Below are 24,394 nucleotides of genomic sequence, written 5' to 3'. Positions count from 1 at the left end.
CGACCTACTGGACAAAACCAACGAGCCAGAGCCCTAGCGGCGATCAGCTCAGGACTCTACCCGGGCAAGCGATACGACATGCCCAGTTCAGGCGCCCTAACTTTGGCGTCCGGTATTAATCATGCCTGTGCACTGCAAAGTTGCTTATGCCACATAACAGTGCAAATGGAAGTGACACTACCGTCACATATTAAACAGCGTGCTGAAAGGACGAGGTGAATACGATGCGAATCAGCATCTTCGGTTTGGGCTATGTTGGTGCAGTGTGCGCCGGCTGCCTCTCTGCTCGTGGTCATGAAGTTGTCGGCGTCGACGTTTCTCAGACCAAGATAGACCTGATCAACAATGGCAAATCGCCAATTGTCGAACCGGGCCTGGAAGAACTTCTGCAACAGGGCGTCAAGACTGGCCGCCTGCGTGGCACTACCGATGTCGCCGGTGCCGTGCTGGAAACCCAGGTGTCCTTCATCTGTGTCGGCACCCCGAGCAAGAAGAACGGCGACCTGTCGCTGGATTACATCGAAGGCGTCTGCCGCGAGATCGGCTTCGCCCTGCGCGACAAGGCCGAGCGCCACACGGTGGTGGTGCGCAGCACCGTACTGCCGGGCACAGTGAAAGACGTGGTGATCCCGATCATCGAAGACTGCTCCGGCAAGAAGGCCGGCGTGGACTTCGGCGTGGCGGTCAACCCCGAGTTCCTCCGCGAGAGCACCGCGATCAAGGACTACGACTTCCCGCCCATGACCGTCATCGGCGAACTGGACAGCGCCTCCGGCGACCTGCTGGAAACCCTGTACCGAGAACTGGACGCGCCGGTCATCCGCAAGCCCATCGAAGTGGCCGAGATGATCAAGTACACCTGCAACGTCTGGCACGCCGCCAAGGTCACCTTCGCCAACGAGATCGGCAACATCGCCAAGGCGGTCGGCGTCGATGGTCGCGAGGTGATGGACGTGGTCTGCCAGGACCACAAGCTCAACCTGTCCAAGTACTACATGCGCCCGGGCTTCGCCTTCGGCGGCTCCTGCCTGCCCAAGGACGTGCGCGCACTGAACTACCGCGCCACTTCCCTGGACGTGGAATCGCCCCTGATCGGCTCGCTGATGCGCAGCAACGCCGGCCAGGTGCAGAAGGCCTTCGACATCATCGCCGGTCACGACAAGCGCAAGGTCGCCCTGCTCGGCCTGTCCTTCAAGGCCGGTACCGACGACCTGCGGGAAAGTCCCCTGGTGGAACTGGCCGAGATGCTCATCGGCAAGGGCTTCGACCTCAGCATCTTCGACCGCAACGTCGAGTACGCCCGCGTCCACGGTGCCAACAAGGACTACATCGAGTCGAAGATCCCCCACGTCTCCTCGTTGCTCGACAGCAACTTCGACGCGGTGATCGACAAGGCCGACATCATCGTCCTCGGCAACCGCGACGAGCTGTTCGCCCCGCTGGCCCAGAAGGCACCGGCCGGCAAGCAGGTGATCGACCTGGTGGGCTTCATGCCCAAGGCCACCCACGGCAACGCCGAGGGGATCTGCTGGTAAGAACCTGCTTACGATCTGCTGCGCGTCGGAATAACTGCGTTGAAAATGGCTTCGGAATGCCGCTTGCGGCTAACGTGCTTCAGCACGGCCCGGAGGGCGAACGAAGTGAGTAATGCTCATTTACAGCTCGTAAACTCCGCTTCCTCAGCCATTTTCGCCTTGTTCTTCTCTAGCTCGCGAGATCGTAAACAGGTTCCAAGCGCACCGCCCCCTCCCGCACGGGAGGGGGCATCGCCAACGAGCCCGGGACGACTCTATGGACAAGATCAAGCATGGTCTGCTCGAAGCATCGGGCTGGCTGTTCTACCTCATCGCGCTGATGCTGCTGGCACTGGCTTTGCCCAAGTCGGTGTTCGACCCCGATTCCAAGCATTTCCTGCTGTTGATCGGGGCCGTGGGTATCTGGCGCTACTCCATGGGTGCCCTGCACTTCGTGCGCGGCACGCTGTTCCTCTACGTCATCTACCCCTGGTACAAGCGGCGCGTGGCCAAGCTCGGCGATGCGGCCGATCCGTCCCACGTGTACCTGCTGGTGACCAGCTTCCGCATCGAGGCACTGACCACCGCCATGGTCTACCGCTCGGTGATCCAGGAAGCCATCAACTGCGGCTACCCCACCACCGTGGTCTGCTCCATCGTCGAGCTGTCCGATGAACTGCTGGTGAAGAACCTCTGGTCCCGCATGGCGCCGCCCGCGCGGGTCAAGCTGGACTTCGTGCGCATTCCCGGCACCGGCAAGCGCGACGGCCTGGCCTATGGCTTCCGCGCCATCTCCCGGCAGTTGCCCGATGCCAACGCCGTAGTGGCGGTGATCGACGGCGACACGGTGCTGGCCGAAGGCGTGGTGAAGAAGACCGTGCCCTGGTTCAAGCTCTTCCCCAATGTCGGCGGCCTGACCACCAACGAGTTCTGCGAAGTACGTGGCAGCTACATCATGAGCGAGTGGCACAAGCTGCGCTTCGCCCAGCGCCACCTCAACATGTGCTCGATGGCCCTGTCCAAGCGCGTGCTGACCATGACCGGTCGCATGTCGGTGTTCCGCGCCAGCGTCGTGACCGACCCGGACTTCATCACCGACGTCGAAAGCGACCACCTGGACCACTGGCGCCTGGGCCGCTTCCAGTTCCTCACCGGTGACGACAAGTCCAGCTGGTACAGCCTGATGCGCCTGGGCTACGACACCTTCTACGTGCCGGATGCGGCGATCAACACGGTCGAGCACCCGCCGGAGAAGAGCTTCGTCAAGGCCAGCCGCAAGCTGATGTTCCGCTGGTACGGCAACAACCTGCGGCAGAACTCCCGCGCCCTGGCGCTGGGTCCGCGCCGTCTCGGCTGGTTCACCACCGTGGTGCTGGCCGACCAGCGCGCCTCCATGTGGACCTGCCTGCTGGGCCTGGCCGTGGCCATCATCGCCAGCCTGAAGTACAGCATCGCCTACCTGCTGGTGTACCTGTTGTGGATAGGCCTCACCCGCCTGGTCCTGACGCTGCTGCTGAGCATTACCGGCCACCGGATCGGGCCGGCCTACCCGCTGATCCTCTATTACAACCAGATCGTCGGGGCCCTGGTGAAGATCTACGTCTTCTTCCGCCTCGACCAGCAGTCCTGGACCCGCCAGAACACCAAGCTCAACCGTGACCTCGCCAGCTTCTCGCGCTGGTTCAACACCTGGTCCTCACGCGCCATGACCTTCTCCGCAACCAGCGTGTTCATCGCAACGCTGCTGGCGATCGTGTGAGCACAAGGAACCCGACAGGAATCGAAGCCATGAATACAGCCGTCAATCTCAATGTGGTGCATGAATCCGAAGCCCAGCGCCAGCACGCGCGGGTGAAGATCCCCGGCAAAGTCCGCTATATCGCCCGAGGCGAGCGCTTCGAAGCGTCGCTGCTGGACGTCTCCGCCGGCGGCTTCGCCTTCACCGGCGGACGCTCCGGCGCCGCGATCGGCGACCATCACAAGGGCCGCCTGATGTTCCAGATCGACGGCCTCAGCCTCGGCCTGGACGTGGAGTTCCAGGTGCGCGCCGTCGACAGCCGCAACGAGCGCATCGGCTGCGTCTTCCACAACCTGCATCCGCGCGACATCGCCACCCTGCGCTACCTGATCAGCTCCCACCTCTCGGGCGAGCTGGTCACCGCCGGCGACCTGCTCAACACCCTGCAGCGCGAGAACTTCACCAAGCCGCGCAAAGGCGGTGCCGGTGGCGGCATGGGCGCCCTCGCCCGCCTCAAGGCCGTGGGCTTCAGCCTCGGCATCTTCGTCATCGGCGTCGGTGCCTTCGGCTACATCGGCAAGTCCCTCTACGGCCTGTACTTCGTCACCCATGCCGACTCGGCCATGGTGGCGGTGCCGTCCCTGCAGGTCACCATGCCCCGCGAAGGCACGGTACAGAGCCTGGTCGGCCCCGACGCCACGGTGAGCAAGGGCGCCCCCATCGCCTCCTTCAGCGCCACCATGCTGGAAATGCTCAAGGGCCACCTGACCGACGACCAGCTCACTCCGGGCAACGTCGAAGAGCTCTTCGGCAAGCAGATGAAAGGCACCCTCACCAGCCCCTGCAACTGCAAGATTTCCCGCCAGCTGGTGGCCGACGGCCAGTTCGCCAGCAAGGGCGACGTGATCTTCGAACTGGTGCCCCAGGACAGCCTGGCCACCGTGCAGGCGCGCTTCCCCTTCCGCAACATCGCCCAGGCCCGTCCCGGCGCCCGCGTCACCTTCCAGGTGGCCGGCGAAGACCAGGTACGCCACGGCAAGATCCTCAGCAGCAACCTGCATGACGGCAGCATGTCCGCCGACATCCGCGCCACCATCCAGCCCGACGAGCCGCTGCCCAGCACCCTCGCCGGCCAGCCGGTTGACGTGAGCATCGATCGCGGCCCGTCCATCGACTGGTTCGTCGATCGCGCACTGGCCGCGGGCTTCTGAGGAGGGCGCAGCCATGGTCCATCACGCCACCCCCGTCCTGCTGCTGGCAGCCGCCGTCGCCCTCGCGGGCTGCGCCGGCCTGCCCGATGAGCGCCTCGCCCGCGAGGCGCTGCAGCGTGGTGACAACACCACCGCCGAGCAGAACTTCCGCGAACTGGCCGACCTCGGCTATGCCGACGCCGCGGTCGGCCTGGCCGACCTGCAGGTGGCCAGCGGCGATCCCGCGCAGTTGCAGAAGGCCGAGCAGACCTACCGCCAGGCCATGGACCAATCGCCCCGCGCCAAGGCGCGCCTCGGCAAGCTGCTGGCGCGCAAGGCCGACCTGAACCCGGCCGAACGCCGCGAAACCGCACAATTGCTGGAGGAGTCCTTCGAGGCGGGTGAACAGAGCAGCCTGCTGCCGCTGGTGATGCTCTACCTGCAGTACCCGCAGGACTTCCCCTCGGTGAACGTGCCGGAACGCATCAAGCAGTGGCGCGCCGAAGGCCATACCCAGGCCGAACTGGCGCAGATCCTCTTCTACCGCACCCAGGGCACCTACGATCAGCACCTGGGCGAGATCGAAGAGATCTGCACCCGCAACCTGGCCGTGGCCGACGTCTGCTATGTCGAGCTGACCACCGTCTACCAGAAGCAGGACAAGGGCGACGCCCGCCAACAGTTGCTGGACCAGTTGATGGCCGGTTACCAGGCCGGGCGCATCCCCGCCCAGCGGGTGGACGCGGTGTCCCAGGTGCTGGCCGATGCCGACATCGGCACGCCCGACGAAGGCAAGGCCCGGGAACTGCTGGAAGCGGTCGCGCCCAGCTACCCCGCCGCCTGGGTCAGCCTGGCCAAGCTGCTCTACGACTACCCGGCCCTCGGCGATACCGAACAGATGCTGGGCTACCTGGAGAAGGGTCGTGCCGCCTCCCTGCCCCGCGCCGAGCTGCTGCAGGGCCGCCTCTACTACGAAGGCAAGCTGGTGCCCCTGGACCCGAAGAAGGCCGAGGAACACCTGCAGAAGGCCGCGCCCACCGAGCCCACGGCCAACTACCTGCTGGGCCAGCTCTACCTGCGCGGCTACCTGGGCGACATCGCCCCGGACAAGGCCCTGGAGCACCTGCTCAGCGCCGCCCGCAATGGCCAGGTCAACGCCGACTTCGCCCTCGCCCAGATGTACGCCCAGGGCAAGGGCATCCGCCCCGACCTGGTCAACGCCTACGTCTTCAGCCAGCTGGCCCTGCCCAAGAACACCCCGCAGGCCCTGGAGCTGGCGCAGCAGGTTGAACAGCAACTGCCAACGGCCGAACGCGCCCGTGCCGAACAACTGCTGCGCGACGAACGCGCCGCGCGCGGCACCGCGCCGGACGCCCAGATGAGCAGCCTATGAATCCGCATGGCCTCCGTAGGTTGGGCAGAGCGCAGCGAAGCCCAACAGCCGAGTGCGGCAAGCGTTGGGCTTCGCACAGCTCAGCCGCAACCTACGAAAAACGCAGCCAGCGGACCGAGAACAAAGGAAACACGATGAGCAACAAACCCTGGATTCGTGCAGGCCTCGGCCTGTCCCTGCTGGCCGTCGGCATCGCCCACGCAGCCCAGCCCGAAGGCCGCAATTTCGGCCTGGACGTGAAGATCACCGCGCAGTCGGAAGACGACCGCGACCTCGGCACCCGCGATGGCGGCGACGTCAACGGCATCGGTCTGGACCTGCGCCCCTGGGTCTATGGCGAGCGCGGCGAGTGGAGCGCCTTCGCCATGGGCCAGGCGGTCACCGCCACCGACATCGTCGAAACCGATACCCTGGAATCCAGCGACATCGAAGCCGACGCCAGCCAGGGCAACAACGGCCGCGAGCCGGACAAGAGCTACCTGGCCATGCGCGAATTCTGGGTCGACTACGGCGGCCTCACCGCCTACCCCGGCGAGCACCTGCGCTTCGGTCGCCAGCGCGTGCGCAGCGACGAAGGCACCTGGTGGGACACCAACATCGAAGCCCTGCGCTGGAGCTTCGACACCACCCTGCTGCGCGCCCATGCCGGCGTCGCCGAGCGCTTCTCCGACTACCGCACGGACATCGACGAACTGGCCCCGGAAGACGAAGACCGCCAGCACTTCTTCGGTGACATCTCCACCCAATGGCGTCCCGGCCACTGGGTGGGCGCCAAGCTGCATCACAGCCACGACACCGGCGACCTGCCCAAGGTGGGCGAGGAAGTCGACGAACTGTCCAAGCGCACCACCGGCGACCTCACCTGGCTGGGCCTGGAAGCCGACGGTGGCTTCTTCGACCGCCGCTCCACCCAGCCGCTGAACTACTGGGCCCAGGCCACCTGGCTGACCGGTGATGTCGATGAGCTGTCGCAGACCACCGTGGGCGACCAGAACATCGCCAGCGGCAAGCGCAACGTCGATGTCGACGCCTGGGCCCTGGACCTCGGCCTGCGCTGGAACATCGACGACCAGTGGAAAGTCGGCGGCGCCTACGCCCGTGGCAGCGGCGGTGGCGATGACGACAGCTCCGAGCAGTTCCGCCAGACCGGCCTCGAGAGCAACCGCTCCAACTTCACCGGCACCGAAGCCCGCATGCACCGCTTCGGCGAGGCCTTCCGTGGCGAGCTGAGCAACCTCCAGGTCGCCACCGCCTTCACCTCCTGGCAGATGGGCGAGGACTACGACGCGAGCCTGGTCTACCACCGCTTCTGGCGCGTGGACGACAACCAGGACGTCGGCCAGAGCGGAATCATCGCGCCGCTGGAAGACGGCGAGAAAGACATCGGCCAGGAAATGGACCTGGTGGTGACCCGCTACTTCAAGCAGGGCCTGCTGCCGGCCTCCATGGCCGAGCACCTGGACGAGCGTTCGGCCCTGGTGCGTTTGCGTGGCGGCGTGTTCAAGCCGGGCGATGCCTACGGCAGCGGCACCGACTCACTGATGCACCGCGCCTTCGTAGACGTCATCTGGCGCTTCTGATGGGCATCCGCGCATGGGAGGAACAGTCATGAAACGTGGCATGGGAAGCACAATGCTGATGGGCGGCGTCGTGCTCGGCGCCCTGCAGTTCGCCGCACCCTGGGTCCAGGGTGCCGAGCTGGCTCAGGAGCTGAAGCCGATCAAGAACTACACGGTGTCCACCGCACCGGTGGAGCAGCTGCACCTGGAAACGCCCAAGGTGCCGGACCTGTCCGGCTACACCGCGCAGGCCGTGGAGGCGAAGATCGACCGATCGAAGCCCGGCCGCGTGGTGGTCCGGCGCATGGTCCAGCAGGACGCGCTGAAAGACTTCATCGGCGGCGACGAGCGCCTGCGCGAGTGGGTCAAGCGCCAGCAGGCCATGCCCCAGGCGATCTTCATCGAAGGCGGCCACGTGACCCCGCAGGACCTCGCGCGCGCCCTGCCCGACAGCCAGTTCAGCGAGACCGAGCCGGGTGTCTACCTGGCCCGCCTGCCCGTGGTGGTGGCCCAGGGCGCGAACCTGGAGATCGGCAAGGACACCAAGGACTTCCGCCTGTCCCAGGAGCGCGGCGCGTTCCTGGTCAACGACGGCAAGCTGTTCATCACCCAGAGCCAGCTCACCGCCTGGAACGAGGCGAAGAAGGAGCCGGCCTGGTTCCGCAAGCCCGACGAGTTCCGCCCCTTCCTGGTTTCCTGGGGCGGTAGCGAGCTGTACATCGTCGGCAGCAAGGTCACCAGCCTCGGCTACAACAACTCCAAGTCCTACGGCGTCTCCATCACCCAGTACACCCCGGGCCAGGCAAAGCGCCTGAAGCGCTCGGCGCCCACCGGCTGGCTGCTGGATTCGGAGTTCGTAGACCACTGGTACGGCTTCTACTGCTTCGAGGCCGAGAACGTGGTGATCAAGGGCAACACCTACCGCGACAACATCGTCTACGGCATCGACCCCCACGACCGTTCCCACGGGCTGATCATCGCCCACAACACCGTGTTCGGGACCAGGAAGAAGCACGGCATCATCATTTCCCGCGAGGTGGACGACAGCTGGATCGTCCACAACAAGAGCTACGACAACAAGCTCTCAGGGATAGTCATCGACCGTAACTCGGTGAACAACCTCGTGGCCTGGAACGAGGTCTACCAGAACCACTCCGACGGCATCACCCTCTACGAGAGCTCCAACAACCTGCTCTGGGGCAACCGCATCGTCAACAACAAGCGCCACGGCATCCGCGTGCGCAACAGCGTGAACATCCGCCTCTACGAGAACCTCTCGGCGGCCAACGGCCTGACCGGCGTCTACGGCCACATCAAGGACCTCTCCAACACCGACCGGAACATCGAGCTCGACCCCTTCGACACCAAGGTCTCGCTGATCCTGGTGGGCGGCAAGCTCGCCGGCAACGCGTCCAGCCCCCTGTCCATCGACTCGCCGCTGTCGGTGGAGCTGTACCGCGTCGAGCTGCTCGCCCCGAGCAAGTCCACCGGCATCAGCTTCGCCGGAATCCTCGGCGAGAAGCAGGACGAAATCCTCGACCTGATGGTGCGCCGCCAGCAAGCGGTGCTGATCGATCCCGTCGAAAGCCAGGCCGAACTCCAGGATTGAGGTACGAGATCATGCAAAGACTTTCCCGCAAGTGGTTCACCCCCTCGGCCCTGGCCGCCGCCCTGCTGGCCGCGGCACAGGGCGCCCAGGCCGCGCCCGAATACAGCGTGCAACGCACCGGCCCGCTCTGCGCGGTGGCCCAGGACCCGGCCAGCTACAACACCAAGTACCTCAGCTTCTTCACCGCCCTGGTGCAGGGCCAGGACGACTGGCTATTCCGTACCCAGTACGACCTGCGCACCGACTTCGGCACCACGCCCTACGGCTGGAGCCAGTTCCGTCGCCTGCGCGATGCGCTCAAGGCCCGTGGCGTCGAGCTGCTGGTGGTCTACCAGCCCACCCGTGGCCTGATAAACCGCGAGAAGCTCACTCCCGAGGAGAAGGCCCACTTCAACTACGACCTGGCGAAGAAGAACTACCTCGCCGCCGTGGAGCAGTTCCGCAAGGCCGGTATCTGGACCACCGACCTCTCGCCGCTGTTCGACGAGCAGGGCGTGGGCACCGACTACTACTTCAAGGCCGACCACCACTGGACCCCGGCCGGTGCCGAGCGCACCGCCAAGCTGGTGGCCGAGACCCTGAACCAGATCCCCGGCTTCTCCGACATTCCGAAGAAGGACTTCCAGAGCAAGGTGGTGGGCCTGCTGCCCAAGGCCGGCACCCTGCACAAGACCGCCGGCCAGCTCTGCGGCACCACCTACGCCACCCAGTACGTCGAGCGCTTCGAGACCGAGGCGGCGGGCGACGGTGGCGACAGCCTGTTCGGCGACGAGTCCAACCCCAAGGTGGCCCTGGTGGGCACCAGTAACAGCGGCCCGGCCTACAACTTCGCCGGGTTCCTGCAGCAGCACAGCGGCGCCGAGGTACTCAACATGGCAGTCAGCGGCGGCGGCTTCGACAGCGCCCTGCTGCAGTACATGAGCAGCAAGGAGTTCCACGAGAACCCGCCCAAGGTGCTGGTCTGGGAGTTCGCCACCCACTACGACATGGCGCAGAAGAGCTTCTATCGCCAGGCCGTGCCGCTGGTGAACAACGGCTGCGAAGGCCGCCCGGTGGCGCTGAAAGCCAAGGCCAAGCTGCACCCCGGCGCCAACGAGGTGCTGGTCAACGGCAAGGGCTCGGCCCCCCGCGACCTGCGTGGCCGCGACTACCAGGTGGACCTGACCTTCAGCGACCCCTCGGTGCACGAGGCCAAGGCCACCATCTGGTACCTCAACGGCCGCCGCGAGAACTTCAAGCTGGAACAGAGCGATCGCGTCGACACCGGCGGCCGCTACGTCTTCGAGCTGCGCAACGATCCCGACTGGGCCGACCTGAACCTGCTCGCCCTGGAAATCCACAGCCCCGAACAGATGCCCCAGGACCTCAGCGTCGAGGTCAGCCTCTGCAAGCGTCCGAGCAAGGGCGGGGAAGACCTCACGGCCCAGGCCCGCTGAGGAAGGAGGACTCCATGCCGCAACGTCAAACCTGGCTTATCGCTCCCCTGCTCGCCGGCATCCTGCTCGCCGGGCAGGCCCACGCCGCCGACCTGGTGCCGCCGCGAGGCTACTTCGCGCCTGTGGATATCGACGCCAAGTCGGCCGGCCAATGCAAGGCACCGCCAGTGCCCTATACCGCCAAGCTGGAGTTCCGCAGCAAGTACGAGGGCTCCGACAAGGCCCGCGCGACCCTGAATCCGGCAGCGGAAAAGGCCTTCCGCGACAAGACCGCGGCCATCACCGAGATGGAGCGCGGCGTCAGCAAGATGGTCATGGAGTACATGCGCAAGGGCCAGCGCACCCAGCTCGAATGCAGCCTGCAGTGGTTGGGCAGCTGGGCGCAGGCCAACGCCCTGCTCAGCACCGAGTACAACCACACCGGCAAGTCCATGCGCAAATGGGCACTAGGCAGCATGGCCTCGGCCTACCTGCGCCTAAAGTTCTCCGAGTCCCAGCCGCTGGCGCCCTACCAGGCGCAGACCCAGGTGATCGAATCCTGGTTCTCGCGCCTGGCCGATCAGGTCGTCCACGACTGGAGCGACCTGCCACTGAAGAAGATCAACAACCACTCCTACTGGGCCGCCTGGTCGGTGATGGCCACCAGCGTCGCCACCAACCGCCAGGACCTCTTCGACTGGTCGGTGAACCAGTACCGCGTCGCGACGAGCCAGGTGGACAAGGACGGTTTCCTGCCCAACGAACTCAAGCGCCGCCAGCGCGCCCTGGCCTACCACAACTACAGCCTGCCGCCGCTGGCGATGATCGCCAGCTTCGCCCAGGCCAACGGCCTCGACCTGCGCAACGAGAACGACGGCGCCCTGCAACGCCTCGGCGACAAGGTGCTGGCCGGCGTGGACGACCCGGAAGCCTTCGACGACAAGACCGGCGACGACCAGGACATGAGCGAGCTGAAGAAGCATTCCAAGTTCGCCTGGCTGGAGCCCTGGTGCTCGCTCTACCAGTGCTCGGCCGCAACCCTCGAACGCAAGGACGAGATGGGCCCCTACAAGACCTTCCGCCTGGGCGGCGACGTGACCCGGGTGTTCCACCCGAAGAAGGAGGGTGGGAGCTGACCCCGGAGTGAGGGCAGCCGGGCTCCGCGCGCGGTTCCACATCCCTCCCCCCCAGCCCCTCTCCCACAGGGAGAGGGGAGACAAACGCCCCCGCCCATGTGGCGGGACGAAATCAAACGTTCAACGGAGAGACTCGGATGGTCTTTTCTTCAAACGTGTTCCTGTTCCTGTTCCTGCCGATCTTCCTCGGCTTGTACTACATGGTCGGGACACGCTACCGAAACCTGCTGCTGCTGATTGCCAGCTACATCTTCTACGCCTGGTGGCGCATCGACTTCCTGCTGCTGTTCGTGGCGGTCACGGTGTTCAACTACTGGATCGGCCTGCGCGTGGGCGCGGCCGGGGTGCGCACGAAAACCGCGCAGAAATGGCTGCTGCTCGGCGTGGTGGTCGACCTCTGCGTGCTGGGCTACTTCAAGTACGCCAACTTCGGCGTCGACAGCTTCAACGCCATCGTCGCCTCGTTCGGCATGGAGCCCTTCGTGCTCACCCACATCCTGCTGCCGATCGGGATCTCCTTCTACATCTTCGAGTCCATCAGCTACATCATCGACGTCTACCGCGGCGACACCCCGGCGACGCGCAACCTGATCGACTTCGCGGCCTTCGTGGCGATCTTCCCGCACCTGATCGCCGGCCCGGTGCTGCGCTTCCGCGACCTGGTGGACCAGTTCAACCACCGCACCCACACGGTGGACAAGTTCGCCGAGGGCTGCACGCGCTTCATGCAGGGCTTCATCAAGAAGGTCTTCATCGCCGACAGCATCGCGCCCATCGCCGACCACTGCTTCGCCCTGTCCGACCCCACCACGGGCGACGCCTGGCTCGGCGCCCTGGCCTACACCGCGCAGCTGTACTTCGACTTCTCCGGCTACAGCGACATGGCCATCGGCCTCGGCCTGATGATGGGCTTCCGCTTCATGGAGAACTTCAACCAGCCCTACATCAGCCAGTCCATCACCGAGTTCTGGCGACGCTGGCACATCAGCCTCTCCACCTGGCTGCGGGACTACCTCTACATCAGCCTGGGCGGCAACCGTGGCACCACCTTCCAGACCTACCGCAACCTGTTCCTGACCATGTTGCTGGGCGGCCTGTGGCACGGCGCCAACTTCACCTACATCATCTGGGGTGCCTGGCACGGCGCCTGGCTGGCCATCGAGCGCGCCCTAGGGGTCAACGCCGCGCCACGGGTGATCAACCCGCTGAAGCTGGCCTTCACCTTCCTGCTGGTGGTGATCGGCTGGGTGATCTTCCGCGCCGAGAACCTCGATGTGGCCTGGCGCATGTACGCCGCCATGTTCAGCTTCGGTGACTGGCAGCTTTCCGAGCTCAACCGTGCCCAGCTCACCAGCCTGCAGATCGCCACCCTGGTGTTGGCGTACGTGGTGCTGGCCATCTGCGGCATCCGCCAGTTCTACGCCCAGCCCCTGGCCGGCGCGCCCAAGGCCCGCGCTCGCGACGAAGACGACGGTATCGCCATCAACGCCGACGGCAGCGCCACCCTGCCCGCCGCCCGCGTGAAGCTCGCCACCCTGGCGTTCCACGCCGCCGTGCTGCTGCTGTTCGCCGTCTCGGTGCTGAAGCTCTCGGCGCAGAGCTTCTCGCCCTTCCTGTACTTCCAGTTCTGAGTGGAACCGACCATGAACAGAACCCTGAACCTGCTCTACATCGTGCTCTTCTGCGGCCTGCTGCTGGCGCTGAGCCTGTGGTCCATGCGCGCGGTCTTCGGCTTCTCCGTGGCCCGGGAAACCAGCGTGCTGGACGGCAAGCTGGCGCTGGCCTTCGAGAAGAACTACGACGCGCAATTCCCGGTCAAGCAACTGGGCACCAACCTCTGGGCATTGCTGGACTACAAACTGTTCGGCGAAGGCCGCCAGGGCGTGGTGATCGGCCAGGACGGCTGGCTCTTCTCGGACGAGGAGTTCGACCCGGTGGCCGACGGCTCGAAGCAGATGCGCGACAACCTGGCGCTGATCCAGGGCGTTCGCGACGAGCTGGCCCGACATGACGTCCAGCTGGTGCTGGCGATAGTCCCGGCCAAGTCGCGGCTCTACCCCGAGCATGTCGGCGAAGCCGTTCCCACCGCCCTGCGCCAGGACCTCTACGAGCGCTTCCGTGGCGCCGCCCGCAAGGCCGGGATCATCGCCCCGGACCTGCTCGTCAGCCTCGAGGCCGCCAAGGACCAGGGCCAGGTCTTCCTGCGCACCGACACCCACTGGACGCCGCTGGGCGCCGAGGTGGTGGCCGGCAACCTGGGCAAGGCGGTCGGCCAGGCCATGGAGCTGCGCGGCAACCCGCAGCAGTACGTCACCGAGACCCAGGGCGTGGATGCCTACAAGGGCGACCTGACCCGCTTCCTGCCCCTGGACCCGCTGTTCGAGAACCTGATGCCGGCCCCCGACCAGTTGCAGCAGCGCACCACCCGCAGCGCTGATGAAGCCGCCAGCGGCGACGACGCCCTGTTCGCCGAGAGCGAAGTGCCGGTGGTGCTGGTGGGCACCAGTTACAGCGCCAACGACAAGTGGAACTTCGCCGGCGCCCTGCGCCAGTCGCTGCAGCGCGACCTGGCCAACCACGCCGAGGACGGCCACGGGCCGATCCTGCCGATGCTCAAGTACCTCAAGAGCGACGAATTCAAGGACGCCGCGCCGCAGCTGGTGATCTGGGAGTTCCCGGAACGCTACCTGCCGATGCCCAGCGACCTGTCCGACTTCGACCCCGAATGGGTCGCCGGCCTGCGCAAGGGCTCGGTCGACGACCAACGCCTGGCTTCGCGCTCGGCCAACTGAATCCCCCTCGCGAGGGGAAATCCGGGCCGAATCCGGCCCGATCAAGAGAGAAGATGGAGGTACACCTCATGAACCGACAGAACAACCGCAGCTGGACGTCTTATGCCTGCGCCCTGGTGCTCGGCCTCGGTGCCCTGCAGGCCCAGGCCGATGAAGGCGGCCTGTATGGCCCGCAAGCCCCCAAGGGGTCGGCCTTCGTCCGCGCCTACAACGCCGCCAGCAACGAGCTCAGCGTCAACGTCGGCAACACCGCGCTGACCGACGTGCCGCCCCAGGGCTCCAGCGACTTCAAGTTCCTCCCGGCGGGCAACTACAGCGCCCAGGTGGGCGGCAGCAACCTCTCGGTGAAGCTGGAAGCCGACCGCTACTACACCCTGGTCAACCAGACCGGCAAGTCGCCGCAGCTGGTGGAGGAGCCGGTCTTCCGCAACAAGCAGAAAGCCCTGCTGCGCGTGCAGAACCTGTCCGACGCCAAGCTCACCCTGAAGACCGCCGACGGCAAGACCCCGGTGGTGGCCGACGTGGCTCCGCAAGGTCGCGGCGAGCGCGAGATCAACCCGGTGAAGGTTGGCCTGGCGCTGTTCGACGGCGACCGCAAGGTCAGCGACCTCAAGCCCATCGCCCTGCAGCGCGGCGAGGTGGTCTGCCTCTACATCACCGGCAGCGGCGACAAGCTCGCGCCGGTCTGGGTCAAGCGCCCCGTGGAATCCTGAATCCCGGTATCCGAGCAGTAGCCGGCACGGCCTGGACCGTGCCGGTCATTACCCGCCACGCAGAGGGCGGGAAAAAGTAGAACCAGGCGGCGTCAACGCGTCGCGAGCGAAGGTTATGCAAGGCGGAAACAGCCGAAAGAGCGGAGTTTACGACTGTAAATGAGCATCTTGAGGTTGTTTCCAACGCAGCAGAACCGAGCGCAGTAGCGCTGACGCCGCCTGGGTGATCGATGGAAGCAGCGCCTCACCCACTTACGAGTTAGGAGAAACCCAATGATTCCCGTGATCCTCTCTGGCGGTAGCGGCTCTCGCCTCTGGCCTCTTTCGCGCAAGCAGTATCCCAAGCAGTTCCTCGCCCTCACCGGCGAACAGACCCTGTTCCAGCAGACCCTGCAACGCCTGAACTTCGAAGGCATGCAGCCGGCCGTGCTGGTGGCCAACCAGGATCACCGCTTCATCGTCCAGGAACAGCTGGACGCCGTCGGCCTGGAAACCCAGTCCATGCTGCTCGAGCCGTTCGGCCGCAACACCGCGCCGGCCGTGGCCATCGCCGCCATGCAGCTGCTGGCCGAAGGCCGCGACGAGCTGATGCTGGTACTCCCGGCCGACCACGTGCTGCGTGACCAGCGCGCCTTCCAGCAGGCCCTGGCGCTGGCCACCATCGCCGCCGAGAAGGGTGAGATGGTGCTGTTCGGCGTACCCGCCGAGCGTCCGGAAACCGGTTACGGCTACATCCGCAGCAAGACCGACGGCGCCCTGCCGGAAGGCATCAGCCGCGTCGCCCAGTTCGTCGAGAAACCCAACGAAGCCACCGCCCAGCAGTACGTGGCCTCCGGCGACTACTTCTGGAACAGCGGCATGTTCCTGTTCCGCGCCAGCCGCTTCCTCGAAGAGCTGAAACTGCACGATGTGGATATCTACGACACCTGCCTGCTGGCCCTGGAGCGCAGCAAGCGCGACGGCATCGCGGTGAACATCGACTCGGCCACCTTCGCCTGCTGCCCGGACAACTCCATCGACTACGCGGTGATGGAAAAGACCGCCCGCGCCTGCGTGGTGCCGCTGACCGCCGGCTGGAACGACGTGGGCAGCTGGAGCTCGATCTGGGAAGTGCACGACAAGGACAAGAACGGCAACGTCACCAAGGGCGACGTGGTGGTGCAGGACAGCCACAACTGCCTGGTGCACGGCAACGGCAAGCTGGTGTCGGTGATCGGCCTGGACGACGTGGTGGTGGTGGAAACCAAGGACGCCATGATGATCGCCCACAAGGACCGCGTGCAGGACGTGAAGAAGCTGGTGAACAAGCTCGACGCCGATGGCCGCAGCGAAACCCAGAACCACTGCGCCGTGTACCGCCCGTGGGGCTCCTACGACTCGGTGGACATGGGCGGCCGCTTCCAGGTCAAGCACATCACGGTCAAGCCGGGCGCGCAGCTCTCGCTGCAGATGCACCACCACCGTGCCGAGCACTGGATCGTGGTGTCCGGCACCGCCCAGGTGACCTGCGACGACAAGGTGTTCCTGCTCACCGAGAACCAGTCCACCTACATCCCGATCGCCTCGGTGCACCGCCTGGCCAACCCCGGCAAGATCCCCCTGGAGATCATCGAAGTGCAGTCCGGCAGCTACCTGGGCGAAGACGACATCGAGCGCCTGGATGACGTCTACGGCCGCGCCCCGCAGTCCGCCACGGTACACAGCATCGCCCGCTGATCGGCGCTGACTGGGTTAGCATGGGAGCCTCCACAAGGAGGTTCCCATGCTGATCGGCCTCGTACTCATCCTCACCTGGGTCATCCTGCTGCTGCGCTACCCGGCCAAGGCGCTGCCGCTGTCCATGGTCGCCGTGGCGGGCCTGGGCCTGGTGGCCAGCTGGGTGTTCTGGCAGGAGCGCGTTGAACAACGCCGCTTCGCCCGCCTGGAAATCCAGCTCCGCCTCGATTCGCAATGCCCCGCCGACCGGCCGCTGGCCATCTCCGTGCGCAACGGCGCCGACGCCGTGCTGCGCGATTTCGCCTGGCAGGTGCAGGCCTTCCGCCCCGGCGACGACATCAACCTGGCCCGTCCCAGCTACGACCGCCCGCGCTATCTCGGCCCCACCGATATCCAGCCCGGCGCCACCTGGAGCGACTGCCTGCCGCCGCCGCCCATTCGCCAGGGTTATCGTGCCCAATCCCTGGAGTTTCGCGCCGCCGATCTGCGTGGCACATTCGTCGACTGACCATGCTCCCCTCTCCCCATGGGAGAGGGGCCGGGGGTGAGGGAAGCTCGGCCCACACCGCCCGCCCAGTATTCCGCGCACAAGGACACGTCATGCCCTCCCCCACCGCCCTCATCACCGGCTGCTCCAGCGGCATCGGCCGCGCCCTGGCCGACGCCTTCAAGGCCGCCGGCTATAGCGTCTGGGCCAGCGCCCGCAAACCCCAGGACCTGGCCAGCCTGCAGGCGGCCGGCTTCATCGCCGTGGAACTGGACGTCAACGACCGGGCCGCCGTCGCCGCCCTGGCCGAGCGCCTGGAGCGCGAGGCGGGTGGGCTCGATGTGCTGGTCAACAACGCCGGCTACGGCGCCATGGGCCCGCTGCTGGACGGCGGCGTCGAGGCCCTGCGCAAGCAGTTCGACACCAATGTCTTCGCCCTGGTGGACCTGACCCGCGCCTGCTTCCCGCTGCTGCGCAAGCGCCGGGGCCTGGTGGTGAACATCGGCAGCGTGTCCGGTGTGCTGGTCACCCCCTTCGCCGGCGCCTACTGCGCCTCCAAGGCGGCGGTGCACGCCCTGTCCGATGCCCTGCGCCTGGAACTGGCGCCCTTCGGCATCGAACTGATGGAAGTCCAGCCCGGCGCCATCGCCTCCAGCTTCGGCAGCAACGCCAGCCGCGAGGCCGAGGCGGTGATCGCCGAGGGTTCGCCCTGGTGGCCGGTGCGCGAAGGCATCCGCGCCCGCGCCCGCGCATCCCAGGACAAGCCCACCCCGGCCGAGGACTTCGCCCGCGTCCTGCTGGCCGCCGTGCAGCGCACGCCGCGCCCGGCCCTGGTACGCATCGGCAACGGCAGCCGCGCCCTGCCGATCCTGGCGCGCTGGGTACCGAAGGCGCTGCTGGACCGCGTGTTGAAAAAACGCTTCGGCCTGACGGTGGAGTTGTAAACAGCGGGCCTCAGTGCGCCTGGAACAACCCCACCAGGCCCTCGCTTATCCACAGCTTCAACCAGCCCGCCGCCTGCAGCGGATCGCCCAATGCCGCGCAGAGCTCGGCGAAGTTCCAACCCTGCTCCACCATACCCAGCAGCGCCGCACGCTCGTCGTCGGCGAGGCTGCGGTACTGCCCCACCAATCCCTGGCGCCAGACCAGGCACAGCCCTGGCTGCGGCAATGGCGCGCTGGCGGGAAACTCGCCGCCATGCTTGACCGCGCGCCACTGCGCCAGGCTGTTGTAGCGGCACGACAGGCGCTGCACGCTCGGCAGCAATGCCAGGCGCAGCTCGGGCCACTCCTCGGCGGGCATTCGCGCCATAGCCTCAAGGGTCAGGCTGGCGGCGTCCGGCGCGTCGAACGCCAGGGTGAAGGCCCACTCCAGGCGTGCCAGCTCCGCCAGCGGCGCGGCCTGCTCGGCCACCAGCCAGGACTCGATGAACCCGGCCAGCTCCGCGCCCAGCCAGCGCAGGCTGAAATGCCGGGACGGATGGGCGTCCAGGTAGGCCAGGGCCAGGGCATCGAACTCCTCGTCGCCAAGCCAGTGATGCAGCGCCGGGTAGTCTCCGCGCAGGGTCTCCAGCAGCCGCGCGCGAAAGGCGTGGTGGTAGATCTGCAGCCCCTCCAGCGCGCCCAGCTCGGGGCCGCCGCGGATGACGGCGAGCAGCTCGTGATCGACACTGCCGCCTGCATCCAGCAGGTAGTCCTCGAAGCGCCGCTGGAATTCGCTCAGGCGCATGCGGCCTCCTGCGCCAGAGTGGCGGCGGCCAGCGCCCGCGCCTTGCCCAGCTCGGCCAGGAGATCGTCCAGGGGCGGCAGGTGGTCGTCGCGCTCCAGCAGCGTGGCCACCGGGCCCAGGTGTGCCAGGGTGCGTTGGTAGAGCTGCCAGACCGGGTCGCAAATCGGTGCGTCGTGGGTATCGATCAGGTAGTGGCCGTAGTCGCTGTGCCCGGCCAGGTGCAACTGACGGATGGCCTTGGCCGGCAACGCGCTGATGAAGTCCCAGGGCTCGAAACCCTGGTTGCGCGCGCTGACGTAGACGTTGTTCACGTCCAGCAGCAGCTCGCAGCCACTGCGCTCCACCAGGGCCGCGAGGAACTCCCACTCGCTCATTTCGCTGTCGGCGCAGCGCAGGTAGCTGGAGACGTTTTCCAGCACCAGTGGCCGGCCCAGCAGCTCCTGCACCTGCGCCACCCTCCCGGCCACATGGCTCAGGCTTTCTTCGGTGAAGGGCAGCGGCAGCAGGTCGTGCAACTGGTGGGCGTTGCCCCGGCTCCAGCAGAGGTGGTCGGACACCCAGCGCGGCTGCACACGCTGGGCGAGGTCCTTCAGCTGGCGCAGGTAATCGCGGTCCAGCCTGTGGGGACCGCCGATGGACAGCGAGACGCCGTGCATCACCAGTGGATAGCGCTCGGCGATGGCGTCCAGGTAGTAGAGCGGCTTTCCGCCGGTGACCAGGTAATTCTCGGAGACCACCTCGAACCAGTCCACGGCGGGCTGGTGATCGAGGATCTCCTGGTGATACTGGCTTCTCAGTCCCAGGCCGAAGCCCAGGCTGGTGGGGTTCGCATGCATGGCAGGTCTCTCCGGACCGGGGGTGGCCCGCAGGCCACCCCGGACTCGTCAGGCGCCGACTTTGCCGCCGGCGGACTTGCACTCGGCCAGGGTGGTGGCCTTGAAGCCCTGGCCCTTGCAGGAGCCCTGTCCCTTGCAGGAGTTGTTGGCGGTCTTGCAGTCGTTCTGGCCCTTGCAGGCGTTGATGCCGTAACAGTGCACGGTGCCCTCTTCAGCCATGACCTGGGTCGGCAGGCTGGCGAACAGGCTGGCGGCGGTCAGGGCCAGGGCAAGGCCGGTCACGCTGGCGGAGGATTTGATGGTCATTTTTGTAGTCCTCGAAGGTGGTGGTAGACCGGCTTCGTGCGCCGGACATAGAGGTAGAGAATGCCCATCGCCTGGCGTTACACCCGGACACAAAAATTCCGCCGTCACCCTGGTGGAGTCCGGATTCGGTGGCGGGAATCCGCTAGCGCAAGGGCCATTCCAGCGGGTGCGGCGCGAGCGTTGCCGGGCTCGTTCGATGACCGTCCCGGATGGAATCCGGCTACAGTTGCCCCATCCCAGCCACGAGACATGACCATGTCGCTCTCCATGCGCTACGCCGTCGGCGGCGTCGCCCTGGCCATCATCCTCAACCTGCTGTTGCGCAGTTTCGTGAAAGTCGGGGGCATCTTCGCCACGCTGCTGATCGCAGCCGCCACGGCCGCGCTGCTGGCCCTGGCCTTCCGCCTGATCCAGCGCCGAGTCCCCGAAGCCGGCGAGCGCTGGCGCATCGTGATCCTCTACGGCGGCTTGCTCGGGCTGCTATACCTAGGACTGCTGGCGATGATGACGCTGCAGGACACGCCCAGCCCCATGGGTGTCCTGCTGTTCTTGGTCCATTACCTTTGCTATCCGGTAATGGCCGCTTTGCTGTTGCCGAAGCGGATATTGGCGAACGGCCGCTGACGCCCCACAAGGATGTCCACCATGAACTACCGTCCCTTGCGCGTACCGGCCGACAGCGACCGGCTCACCGCCTTCGAGGCTTCCTACTGCACTTCCCACATCTGGCGCGTCGAGGCCGACGGCCTGGCCCTGCGCCTGGTCGAGGAAGAATTGCCGGAGCCCTTCCACAAGGCCTACGACACCACCGGTTTTCCCGCCGAGGTCGCCGAAGCCGACTTCGCCCTGGCGGCCGAGGCGCGGGACGGCAGCCTGGCCGGCTTCGCCTGCGTACGCCTGGTGCCCTGGAACCGCAGCGCCGAGTTGAGTGCGCTGTTCGTGGCCCCGGAGCACCGCGGCCAAGGCATCGGCCGCTCCCTGCTGGGCGGCGCCATGGTCTATGCGCGCAGCCAGGCGATGCGCTGCCTGTGGCTGGAAACCCAGACCAGCAACTATCCGGCCATCGGCTTCTACCAGCGCGCCGGCTTCATCTTCTGCGGGCTCAACACCATGCTCTACGACCCCGGCGAAGTGGCCCCGGAGGAGATCGCCCTGTACTTGACTCATCCGCTCAACGGCTGATGCACCTGCAACAGGCGGGAGGGCGAGGAGACAGCGACTAGGCGCTGCCTTCCCGCTCCACCACCAGGATGCGCGCAGCCCCAAGGGGATGGGCCACATGCTCGCAGCCGACCCCGGCATGGAAGATATCCCCCACGCCCAGCCGCACCCGCCGCTCGTCACCCCTCTCTCGGTAGCGCATCTCCACCTCGCCATCCAGCACCACGAAGACCTCCTGGCCATCGTTGACGTGCCAGACATAGGGCTGGTCGGTCCAGTGCAGGCGCACCGTGGTGCCGTCGAGATTGGCGATGTCCAGCGCGCCCCAGGCCCGCTCGGCGGTGAAATCGCGGCAGCGAATCACGCGACTGGCACTCATGCCCGACCCGCCGCGGCGGCGACTGGAGTGGCCGGTTTGGGTTTGCGGAACACCAGGAGGTTGCCGGCCATCACCAGCACCAGGCCCAGCAGCGCCGGCGCGGTCCATTGGTAGCCTTCGACGAAGGCCGAGATGTTCAGCGCCACCACCGGGAACAGCACGGTGCAGTAGGCGGCACGCTCGGGCCCCATGCGCCCCACCAGGGTCAGGTAGGCGGTGAAGCCGATCACCGAGCCGGGAATCGCCAGGTAGAGCAGGGAGCCGATGTAGCGGGCGTTCCATTCCATGCCCATGGGCGTGCCGCTGGCCAGGCACCACGCGGTGAGCATCAAGGCGCCGTAGAACATGCCCCAGGCGTTGGTGGTCAGGGGCTTGAGTCCGGCCTTCTGCTGCAGGCTGGAGAGCATGTTGCCGGCGGAGAAGCACAGGGTGCCGAGCAGGGCCAGACCCAGGCCCAGGAAGGTTTCGCGGCTGGCGGTGTGGTGCGAGAGCTCGGGCCAGAACAGCAGCCCCAGGCCCAGCAGGCCGAGGCCGCCGCCGGCGAGGACATTGGCGGCGATGCGCTGGCCGAAGAAGATCCGCGCATTGAGGGCGTTCCACAGGGTGGCCGTGGAGAACACCACGGCTATCAGGCCGCTGGGAATCCACTGGCTGGCGGTGTAGAAGCACATGAAGTTGACGCAGAACAGGCACAGGCCCTGGGCCAGGCAGATCATCTGGGCGCGGCCGTCGAGCTTCTGCAAGCGCCGGCTTATCAGCAGGAAGGCGAAGAGCACCGCGGCCGCCAGGGCGAAGCGATAGGCGATGGAGGCGGGAATGGCGACGCTGCCCATCTGCAGCTTGATGGCGATCCAGGTGGTGCCCCAGATCAGGACGGTCAGCAGGTACAGGGACAGGTTCATCGGGGCGACTCCGGTGGCGATGGGGCCAGTCTCCGCCCGCCCCTGCCCGGGCGCTTGCACAAACTTGCGCTTATCTCGTCGGAGACCTGCCCGGCCGTGCGCTCGCGCGCTAGGATGGACTTCACTCGCACACCGGCCGTTCCGCCCATGTCGTTACTCGATCAGAACCAGGTCTTCCAGTCCCTCAGCAGCTCACCCCATGCTCGCCTCGAGCACAGCGCGGAGCTGGGCGATGGCCTGGGCGCGGCACTCTGGAGCAACCACCACGACGCCCGCGACTACCAGGGGCCGAAGGTCCACACCCTGTCCTGCTACCTGGCGGGCGGCACCGGCACCTTCCGCCGCGAACGGCCGGATACCAAGGGCGCGCCGGACAAACTCTGCATCCTGCCCGCCGGCCACGAGTCCTCCTGGGTGATCAACGGCGACATCCGCCTGGCCCACCTCTACTTCAGCGCCGAGCACTTCGCCCAGGCCGCGGTGACCCTGCTGGACCGCGAACCCCGGGAGCTGCAGCTACACGAGCGGACCTTCCTCGACGACCCGCAGCAGGCGCGCAGCTTCCACCAGTTGATCCGCCTGGACTGGAACGAGCCCGCCGAGCGCCTGCAGGCCACCGGCCTGGCCCACGACATGATCCACCACGCCTTGCTGACCCAGGTCGGACTGCGCGACGGATTGCGCCTGAAGGGTGGATTGGCGCCGGCCCTGCGCAAACGCCTGGTGGATTACATCGAGAATCGCCTGGCCGAACCCATCAGCCTGGGCGAACTGGCGACCTTCGCGGCGCTGTCGGAATACCACTTCGCGCGGATGTTCCGTGAGAGCTTCGGCGTGCCGCCGCACCAGTACGTACTGGCGCGCCGCCTGGAGCGGGCGCGCAAGCTGTTGCGCGACACCGCGCTGCCCTTGCAGGAGATCGCCCTGGCCTGCGGCTTCGCCAGCGCCAGCCACTTCAGCAATCGCTTCCGGGCGGCGGTCGGCGGTACGCCGGGGGCCTTCAGGGCGGCGTTGCGCTGATCAGAACACCAGGTCGGACAAGCGCCAGACCTCGAAGGCCGGGGTTTCGTAGGGATGGGTCTGCTTCAACGCCTTGACCGCCCCGTGGAGCAATTCATCGGCGACCACCATCTCCACCTTCCACTCGGCCACCTGCTCGACGCTGCCGACCTCGCCAAGGAAGGGATTGCTGCCCTGCAACGGGCGGAACTGCCCCTGGCCGAGGGTCTGCCAGCTGCAGCTGTCATAGGCGCCGATGCGCCCGCCACCCGCGGCAAAGATGGCTTTTTTCACGGGTTCCAGATGGCTCTCCGGAACGTAGAAACACAGCTTGTACATCGATTTCTCCCCATGGACCGGAAGACGGATTAGCACTCGGCAATGGATGCCACCAATGATGGCATTTTGACGTCACTTTTACCGAGGCGCCGTTCACATACGGCAAGTTGGACCCATGGGCTGGCAAAGCGTTCTGCCCTGGCACGCTGCCCGTGGCGAGAAATGCGACGCCCTACTCGCCTTTCCAGAAACGTCGCCAGCGCTGGCCGAGGCCGTCCACGGGCGGGTTGTGGCTGCCATCGCAGTAAGGCATGAGCGCGGACCGGCCACAGCGGCACAGCAGCAGGCGTTGTTCGCGGGGCGCGGTGTGGTCGAGGCCGTCGGGGCAATCGGCGGGGCAATCGGGCAACCGGGCGGAGCGGCCGCAGCGACACAGGCGGCAGCGCTGGCCGGGTTGCAGCAGGCGGACTTCGGGGAGAGTCGGGTCCGACATGGCGGGGCTCGGAAACGAAAAAGGCGGGAGAAGAGTGCCTTCTCCCGCC

Annotated in this window: 24 protein-coding genes; 17 read left to right on the top strand and 7 right to left on the bottom strand. The window is 66.4% G+C overall.

Translation table 11 applies throughout. The features are described 5' to 3' along the window. Positions 1–224 precede the first annotated feature (224 nt). The 14 genes from algD to PCA10_RS05840 all read left to right on the top strand — a co-directional run bounded on the left by algD (position 225) and on the right by PCA10_RS05840 (position 18,206). Complete coding sequence (gene algD, locus PCA10_RS05905) at positions 225–1,535, top strand: GDP-mannose 6-dehydrogenase (protein WP_016491122.1); 1,311 nt, start codon at positions 225–227, stop codon at positions 1,533–1,535. A 256-nt stretch (positions 1,536–1,791) separates the two neighbouring features. Beyond that, entirely contained in the window at positions 1,792–3,273 is a 1,482-nt protein-coding gene (alg8, locus tag PCA10_RS05900) for a mannuronan synthase (protein ID WP_016491121.1), read from the top strand. 29 nt (positions 3,274–3,302) lie between these two features. Then, a complete protein-coding gene (locus tag PCA10_RS05895) occupies positions 3,303–4,463 on the top strand; it encodes an alginate biosynthesis protein Alg44 (RefSeq protein WP_016491120.1) in 1,161 nt (386 codons plus the stop codon). Between the two features lie 13 nt (positions 4,464–4,476). Then, entirely contained in the window at positions 4,477–5,835 is a 1,359-nt protein-coding gene (algK, locus tag PCA10_RS05890; protein WP_016491119.1) for an alginate biosynthesis TPR repeat lipoprotein AlgK, read from the top strand. A 134-nt stretch (positions 5,836–5,969) separates the two neighbouring features. Next, positions 5,970–7,415 carry an alginate export family protein gene (locus PCA10_RS05885; RefSeq protein WP_016491118.1) on the top strand — a complete coding sequence of 482 codons (1,446 nt, stop codon included), beginning with the start codon at positions 5,970–5,972 and terminating at the stop codon, positions 7,413–7,415. Positions 7,416–7,473: 58 nt separating this feature from the next. Next, positions 7,474–9,003: a mannuronan 5-epimerase AlgG gene (gene algG / locus PCA10_RS05880; RefSeq protein ID WP_394296624.1), complete on the top strand. Its 1,530-nt coding sequence runs from the start codon at positions 7,474–7,476 to the stop codon at positions 9,001–9,003. An 11-nt stretch (positions 9,004–9,014) separates the two neighbouring features. Next, positions 9,015–10,439, top strand: a complete 1,425-nt coding sequence (locus tag PCA10_RS05875; RefSeq protein WP_016491116.1) for an alginate O-acetyltransferase AlgX-related protein — start codon at positions 9,015–9,017, stop codon at positions 10,437–10,439. A gap of 14 nt (positions 10,440–10,453) precedes the next feature. Continuing rightward, positions 10,454–11,554, top strand: coding sequence for a mannuronate-specific alginate lyase (locus tag PCA10_RS05870; RefSeq protein ID WP_016491115.1), 1,101 nt, complete (start codon positions 10,454–10,456; stop codon positions 11,552–11,554). A 137-nt stretch (positions 11,555–11,691) separates the two neighbouring features. Then, a complete protein-coding gene (locus PCA10_RS05865) occupies positions 11,692–13,185 on the top strand; it encodes an MBOAT family O-acyltransferase (protein WP_016491114.1) in 1,494 nt (497 codons plus the stop codon). 12 nt (positions 13,186–13,197) lie between these two features. Further along, positions 13,198–14,346, top strand: a complete 1,149-nt coding sequence (locus PCA10_RS05860; RefSeq protein WP_016491113.1) for an alginate O-acetyltransferase — start codon at positions 13,198–13,200, stop codon at positions 14,344–14,346. Positions 14,347–14,414: 68 nt separating this feature from the next. Further along, complete coding sequence (locus tag PCA10_RS05855; protein ID WP_041770538.1) at positions 14,415–15,059, top strand: alginate O-acetyltransferase AlgF; 645 nt, start codon at positions 14,415–14,417, stop codon at positions 15,057–15,059. Between the two features lie 273 nt (positions 15,060–15,332). Continuing rightward, complete coding sequence (locus PCA10_RS05850) at positions 15,333–16,775, top strand: mannose-1-phosphate guanylyltransferase/mannose-6-phosphate isomerase (RefSeq protein WP_016491111.1); 1,443 nt, start codon at positions 15,333–15,335, stop codon at positions 16,773–16,775. A gap of 46 nt (positions 16,776–16,821) precedes the next feature. After that, positions 16,822–17,283: a hypothetical protein gene (locus PCA10_RS05845; RefSeq protein WP_016491110.1), complete on the top strand. Its 462-nt coding sequence runs from the start codon at positions 16,822–16,824 to the stop codon at positions 17,281–17,283. Positions 17,284–17,375: 92 nt separating this feature from the next. After that, the gene (locus PCA10_RS05840) at positions 17,376–18,206 is read left to right on the top strand and encodes an SDR family oxidoreductase (protein WP_016491109.1); all 831 of its coding nucleotides are present in this window, start codon (positions 17,376–17,378) and stop codon (positions 18,204–18,206) included. 10 nt (positions 18,207–18,216) lie between these two features. Here PCA10_RS05840 and PCA10_RS05835 read toward each other — a convergent pair whose 3' ends face one another. From PCA10_RS05835 to bufA2, 3 genes are read right to left on the bottom strand one after another with little or no spacing between them, the layout of a single operon-like run. Then, positions 18,217–18,990, bottom strand: coding sequence for an HvfC/BufC N-terminal domain-containing protein (locus PCA10_RS05835; RefSeq protein WP_016491108.1), 774 nt, complete (start codon positions 18,988–18,990; stop codon positions 18,217–18,219). Next, entirely contained in the window at positions 18,981–19,826 is an 846-nt protein-coding gene (bufB, locus tag PCA10_RS05830; protein ID WP_016491107.1) for an MNIO family bufferin maturase, read from the bottom strand. Before bufB ends, PCA10_RS05835 begins: the two co-directional genes overlap by 10 nt. A 48-nt stretch (positions 19,827–19,874) precedes the next feature. Next, positions 19,875–20,132: a BufA2 family periplasmic bufferin-type metallophore gene (gene bufA2 / locus PCA10_RS05825; protein ID WP_016491106.1), complete on the bottom strand. Its 258-nt coding sequence runs from the start codon at positions 20,130–20,132 to the stop codon at positions 19,875–19,877. Between the two features lie 249 nt (positions 20,133–20,381). On the opposite strand from bufA2, the gene PCA10_RS05820 reads away from it, so the two are divergent. Continuing rightward, positions 20,382–20,756, top strand: coding sequence for a hypothetical protein (locus PCA10_RS05820; protein WP_041770148.1), 375 nt, complete (start codon positions 20,382–20,384; stop codon positions 20,754–20,756). 21 nt (positions 20,757–20,777) lie between these two features. Next, positions 20,778–21,314: a GNAT family N-acetyltransferase gene (locus PCA10_RS05815; protein ID WP_016491104.1), complete on the top strand. Its 537-nt coding sequence runs from the start codon at positions 20,778–20,780 to the stop codon at positions 21,312–21,314. A gap of 37 nt (positions 21,315–21,351) precedes the next feature. Here the strand turns inward: PCA10_RS05815 and PCA10_RS05810 are convergent, their stop codons facing one another. Both PCA10_RS05810 and PCA10_RS05805 read right to left on the bottom strand, forming a co-directional pair. Further along, entirely contained in the window at positions 21,352–21,672 is a 321-nt protein-coding gene (locus tag PCA10_RS05810; RefSeq protein WP_016491103.1) for a cupin domain-containing protein, read from the bottom strand. After that, positions 21,669–22,574, bottom strand: coding sequence for a DMT family transporter (locus PCA10_RS05805; RefSeq protein ID WP_016491102.1), 906 nt, complete (start codon positions 22,572–22,574; stop codon positions 21,669–21,671). The genes PCA10_RS05810 and PCA10_RS05805 overlap by 4 nt, the downstream gene beginning before the upstream one ends. A 147-nt stretch (positions 22,575–22,721) precedes the next feature. Here PCA10_RS05805 and PCA10_RS05800 point away from each other — a divergent pair, with 147 nt between their 5' ends. Continuing rightward, on the top strand, positions 22,722–23,594 hold the full coding sequence (locus tag PCA10_RS05800; RefSeq protein WP_016491101.1) for a helix-turn-helix domain-containing protein: 873 nt from the start codon (positions 22,722–22,724) through the stop codon (positions 23,592–23,594). Here the strand turns inward: PCA10_RS05800 and PCA10_RS05795 are convergent, their stop codons facing one another. Together PCA10_RS05795 and PCA10_RS05790 are read right to left on the bottom strand one after the other, a co-directional pair. Further along, a complete protein-coding gene (locus tag PCA10_RS05795; RefSeq protein WP_016491100.1) occupies positions 23,595–23,912 on the bottom strand; it encodes a YqfO family protein in 318 nt (105 codons plus the stop codon). It lies immediately after the preceding gene. Between the two features lie 172 nt (positions 23,913–24,084). Then, positions 24,085–24,345: a CDGSH iron-sulfur domain-containing protein gene (locus PCA10_RS05790; RefSeq protein ID WP_016491099.1), complete on the bottom strand. Its 261-nt coding sequence runs from the start codon at positions 24,343–24,345 to the stop codon at positions 24,085–24,087. Positions 24,346–24,394 lie beyond the last annotated feature (49 nt).

Origin of the sequence: Pseudomonas resinovorans NBRC 106553, from assembly GCF_000412695.1 — a bacterium.
Classification (GTDB): Bacteria; Pseudomonadota; Gammaproteobacteria; order Pseudomonadales; family Pseudomonadaceae; genus Metapseudomonas; species Metapseudomonas resinovorans_A.
Note: the sequence above shows the minus strand (reverse complement) of the source record. Positions and strands in the feature narration are given on the sequence as shown.

What these genes read in the sequence shown, in the direction of transcription:
- PCA10_RS05865 (WP_016491114.1), top strand. Translation starts at nt 11,692, where the DNA reads ATGGTCTTTTCTTCAAACGTGTTCCTGTTCCTGTTCCTGCCGATCTTC.
- bufA2 (WP_016491106.1), bottom strand. Translation starts at nt 20,132, where the DNA reads ATGACCATCAAATCCTCCGCCAGCGTGACCGGCCTTGCCCTGGCCCTG.
- PCA10_RS05860 (WP_016491113.1), top strand. Translation starts at nt 13,198, where the DNA reads ATGAACAGAACCCTGAACCTGCTCTACATCGTGCTCTTCTGCGGCCTG.
- PCA10_RS05845 (WP_016491110.1), top strand. Translation starts at nt 16,822, where the DNA reads ATGCTGATCGGCCTCGTACTCATCCTCACCTGGGTCATCCTGCTGCTG.
- algG (WP_394296624.1), top strand. Translation starts at nt 7,474, where the DNA reads ATGGGCGGCGTCGTGCTCGGCGCCCTGCAGTTCGCCGCACCCTGGGTC.
- alg8 (WP_016491121.1), top strand. Translation starts at nt 1,792, where the DNA reads ATGGACAAGATCAAGCATGGTCTGCTCGAAGCATCGGGCTGGCTGTTC.
- algK (WP_016491119.1), top strand. Translation starts at nt 4,477, where the DNA reads ATGGTCCATCACGCCACCCCCGTCCTGCTGCTGGCAGCCGCCGTCGCC.
- PCA10_RS05795 (WP_016491100.1), bottom strand. Translation starts at nt 23,912, where the DNA reads ATGTACAAGCTGTGTTTCTACGTTCCGGAGAGCCATCTGGAACCCGTG.
- bufB (WP_016491107.1), bottom strand. Translation starts at nt 19,826, where the DNA reads ATGCATGCGAACCCCACCAGCCTGGGCTTCGGCCTGGGACTGAGAAGC.
- PCA10_RS05850 (WP_016491111.1), top strand. Translation starts at nt 15,333, where the DNA reads ATGATTCCCGTGATCCTCTCTGGCGGTAGCGGCTCTCGCCTCTGGCCT.
- PCA10_RS05870 (WP_016491115.1), top strand. Translation starts at nt 10,454, where the DNA reads ATGCCGCAACGTCAAACCTGGCTTATCGCTCCCCTGCTCGCCGGCATC.
- PCA10_RS05835 (WP_016491108.1), bottom strand. Translation starts at nt 18,990, where the DNA reads ATGCGCCTGAGCGAATTCCAGCGGCGCTTCGAGGACTACCTGCTGGAT.
- PCA10_RS05810 (WP_016491103.1), bottom strand. Translation starts at nt 21,672, where the DNA reads ATGAGTGCCAGTCGCGTGATTCGCTGCCGCGATTTCACCGCCGAGCGG.
- PCA10_RS05895 (WP_016491120.1), top strand. Translation starts at nt 3,303, where the DNA reads ATGAATACAGCCGTCAATCTCAATGTGGTGCATGAATCCGAAGCCCAG.
- PCA10_RS05805 (WP_016491102.1), bottom strand. Translation starts at nt 22,574, where the DNA reads ATGAACCTGTCCCTGTACCTGCTGACCGTCCTGATCTGGGGCACCACC.
- PCA10_RS05875 (WP_016491116.1), top strand. Translation starts at nt 9,015, where the DNA reads ATGCAAAGACTTTCCCGCAAGTGGTTCACCCCCTCGGCCCTGGCCGCC.
- PCA10_RS05855 (WP_041770538.1), top strand. Translation starts at nt 14,415, where the DNA reads ATGAACCGACAGAACAACCGCAGCTGGACGTCTTATGCCTGCGCCCTG.
- PCA10_RS05885 (WP_016491118.1), top strand. Translation starts at nt 5,970, where the DNA reads ATGAGCAACAAACCCTGGATTCGTGCAGGCCTCGGCCTGTCCCTGCTG.
- PCA10_RS05790 (WP_016491099.1), bottom strand. Translation starts at nt 24,345, where the DNA reads ATGTCGGACCCGACTCTCCCCGAAGTCCGCCTGCTGCAACCCGGCCAG.
- PCA10_RS05820 (WP_041770148.1), top strand. Translation starts at nt 20,382, where the DNA reads ATGACCATGTCGCTCTCCATGCGCTACGCCGTCGGCGGCGTCGCCCTG.
- algD (WP_016491122.1), top strand. Translation starts at nt 225, where the DNA reads ATGCGAATCAGCATCTTCGGTTTGGGCTATGTTGGTGCAGTGTGCGCC.
- PCA10_RS05815 (WP_016491104.1), top strand. Translation starts at nt 20,778, where the DNA reads ATGAACTACCGTCCCTTGCGCGTACCGGCCGACAGCGACCGGCTCACC.
- PCA10_RS05840 (WP_016491109.1), top strand. Translation starts at nt 17,376, where the DNA reads ATGCCCTCCCCCACCGCCCTCATCACCGGCTGCTCCAGCGGCATCGGC.
- PCA10_RS05800 (WP_016491101.1), top strand. Translation starts at nt 22,722, where the DNA reads ATGTCGTTACTCGATCAGAACCAGGTCTTCCAGTCCCTCAGCAGCTCA.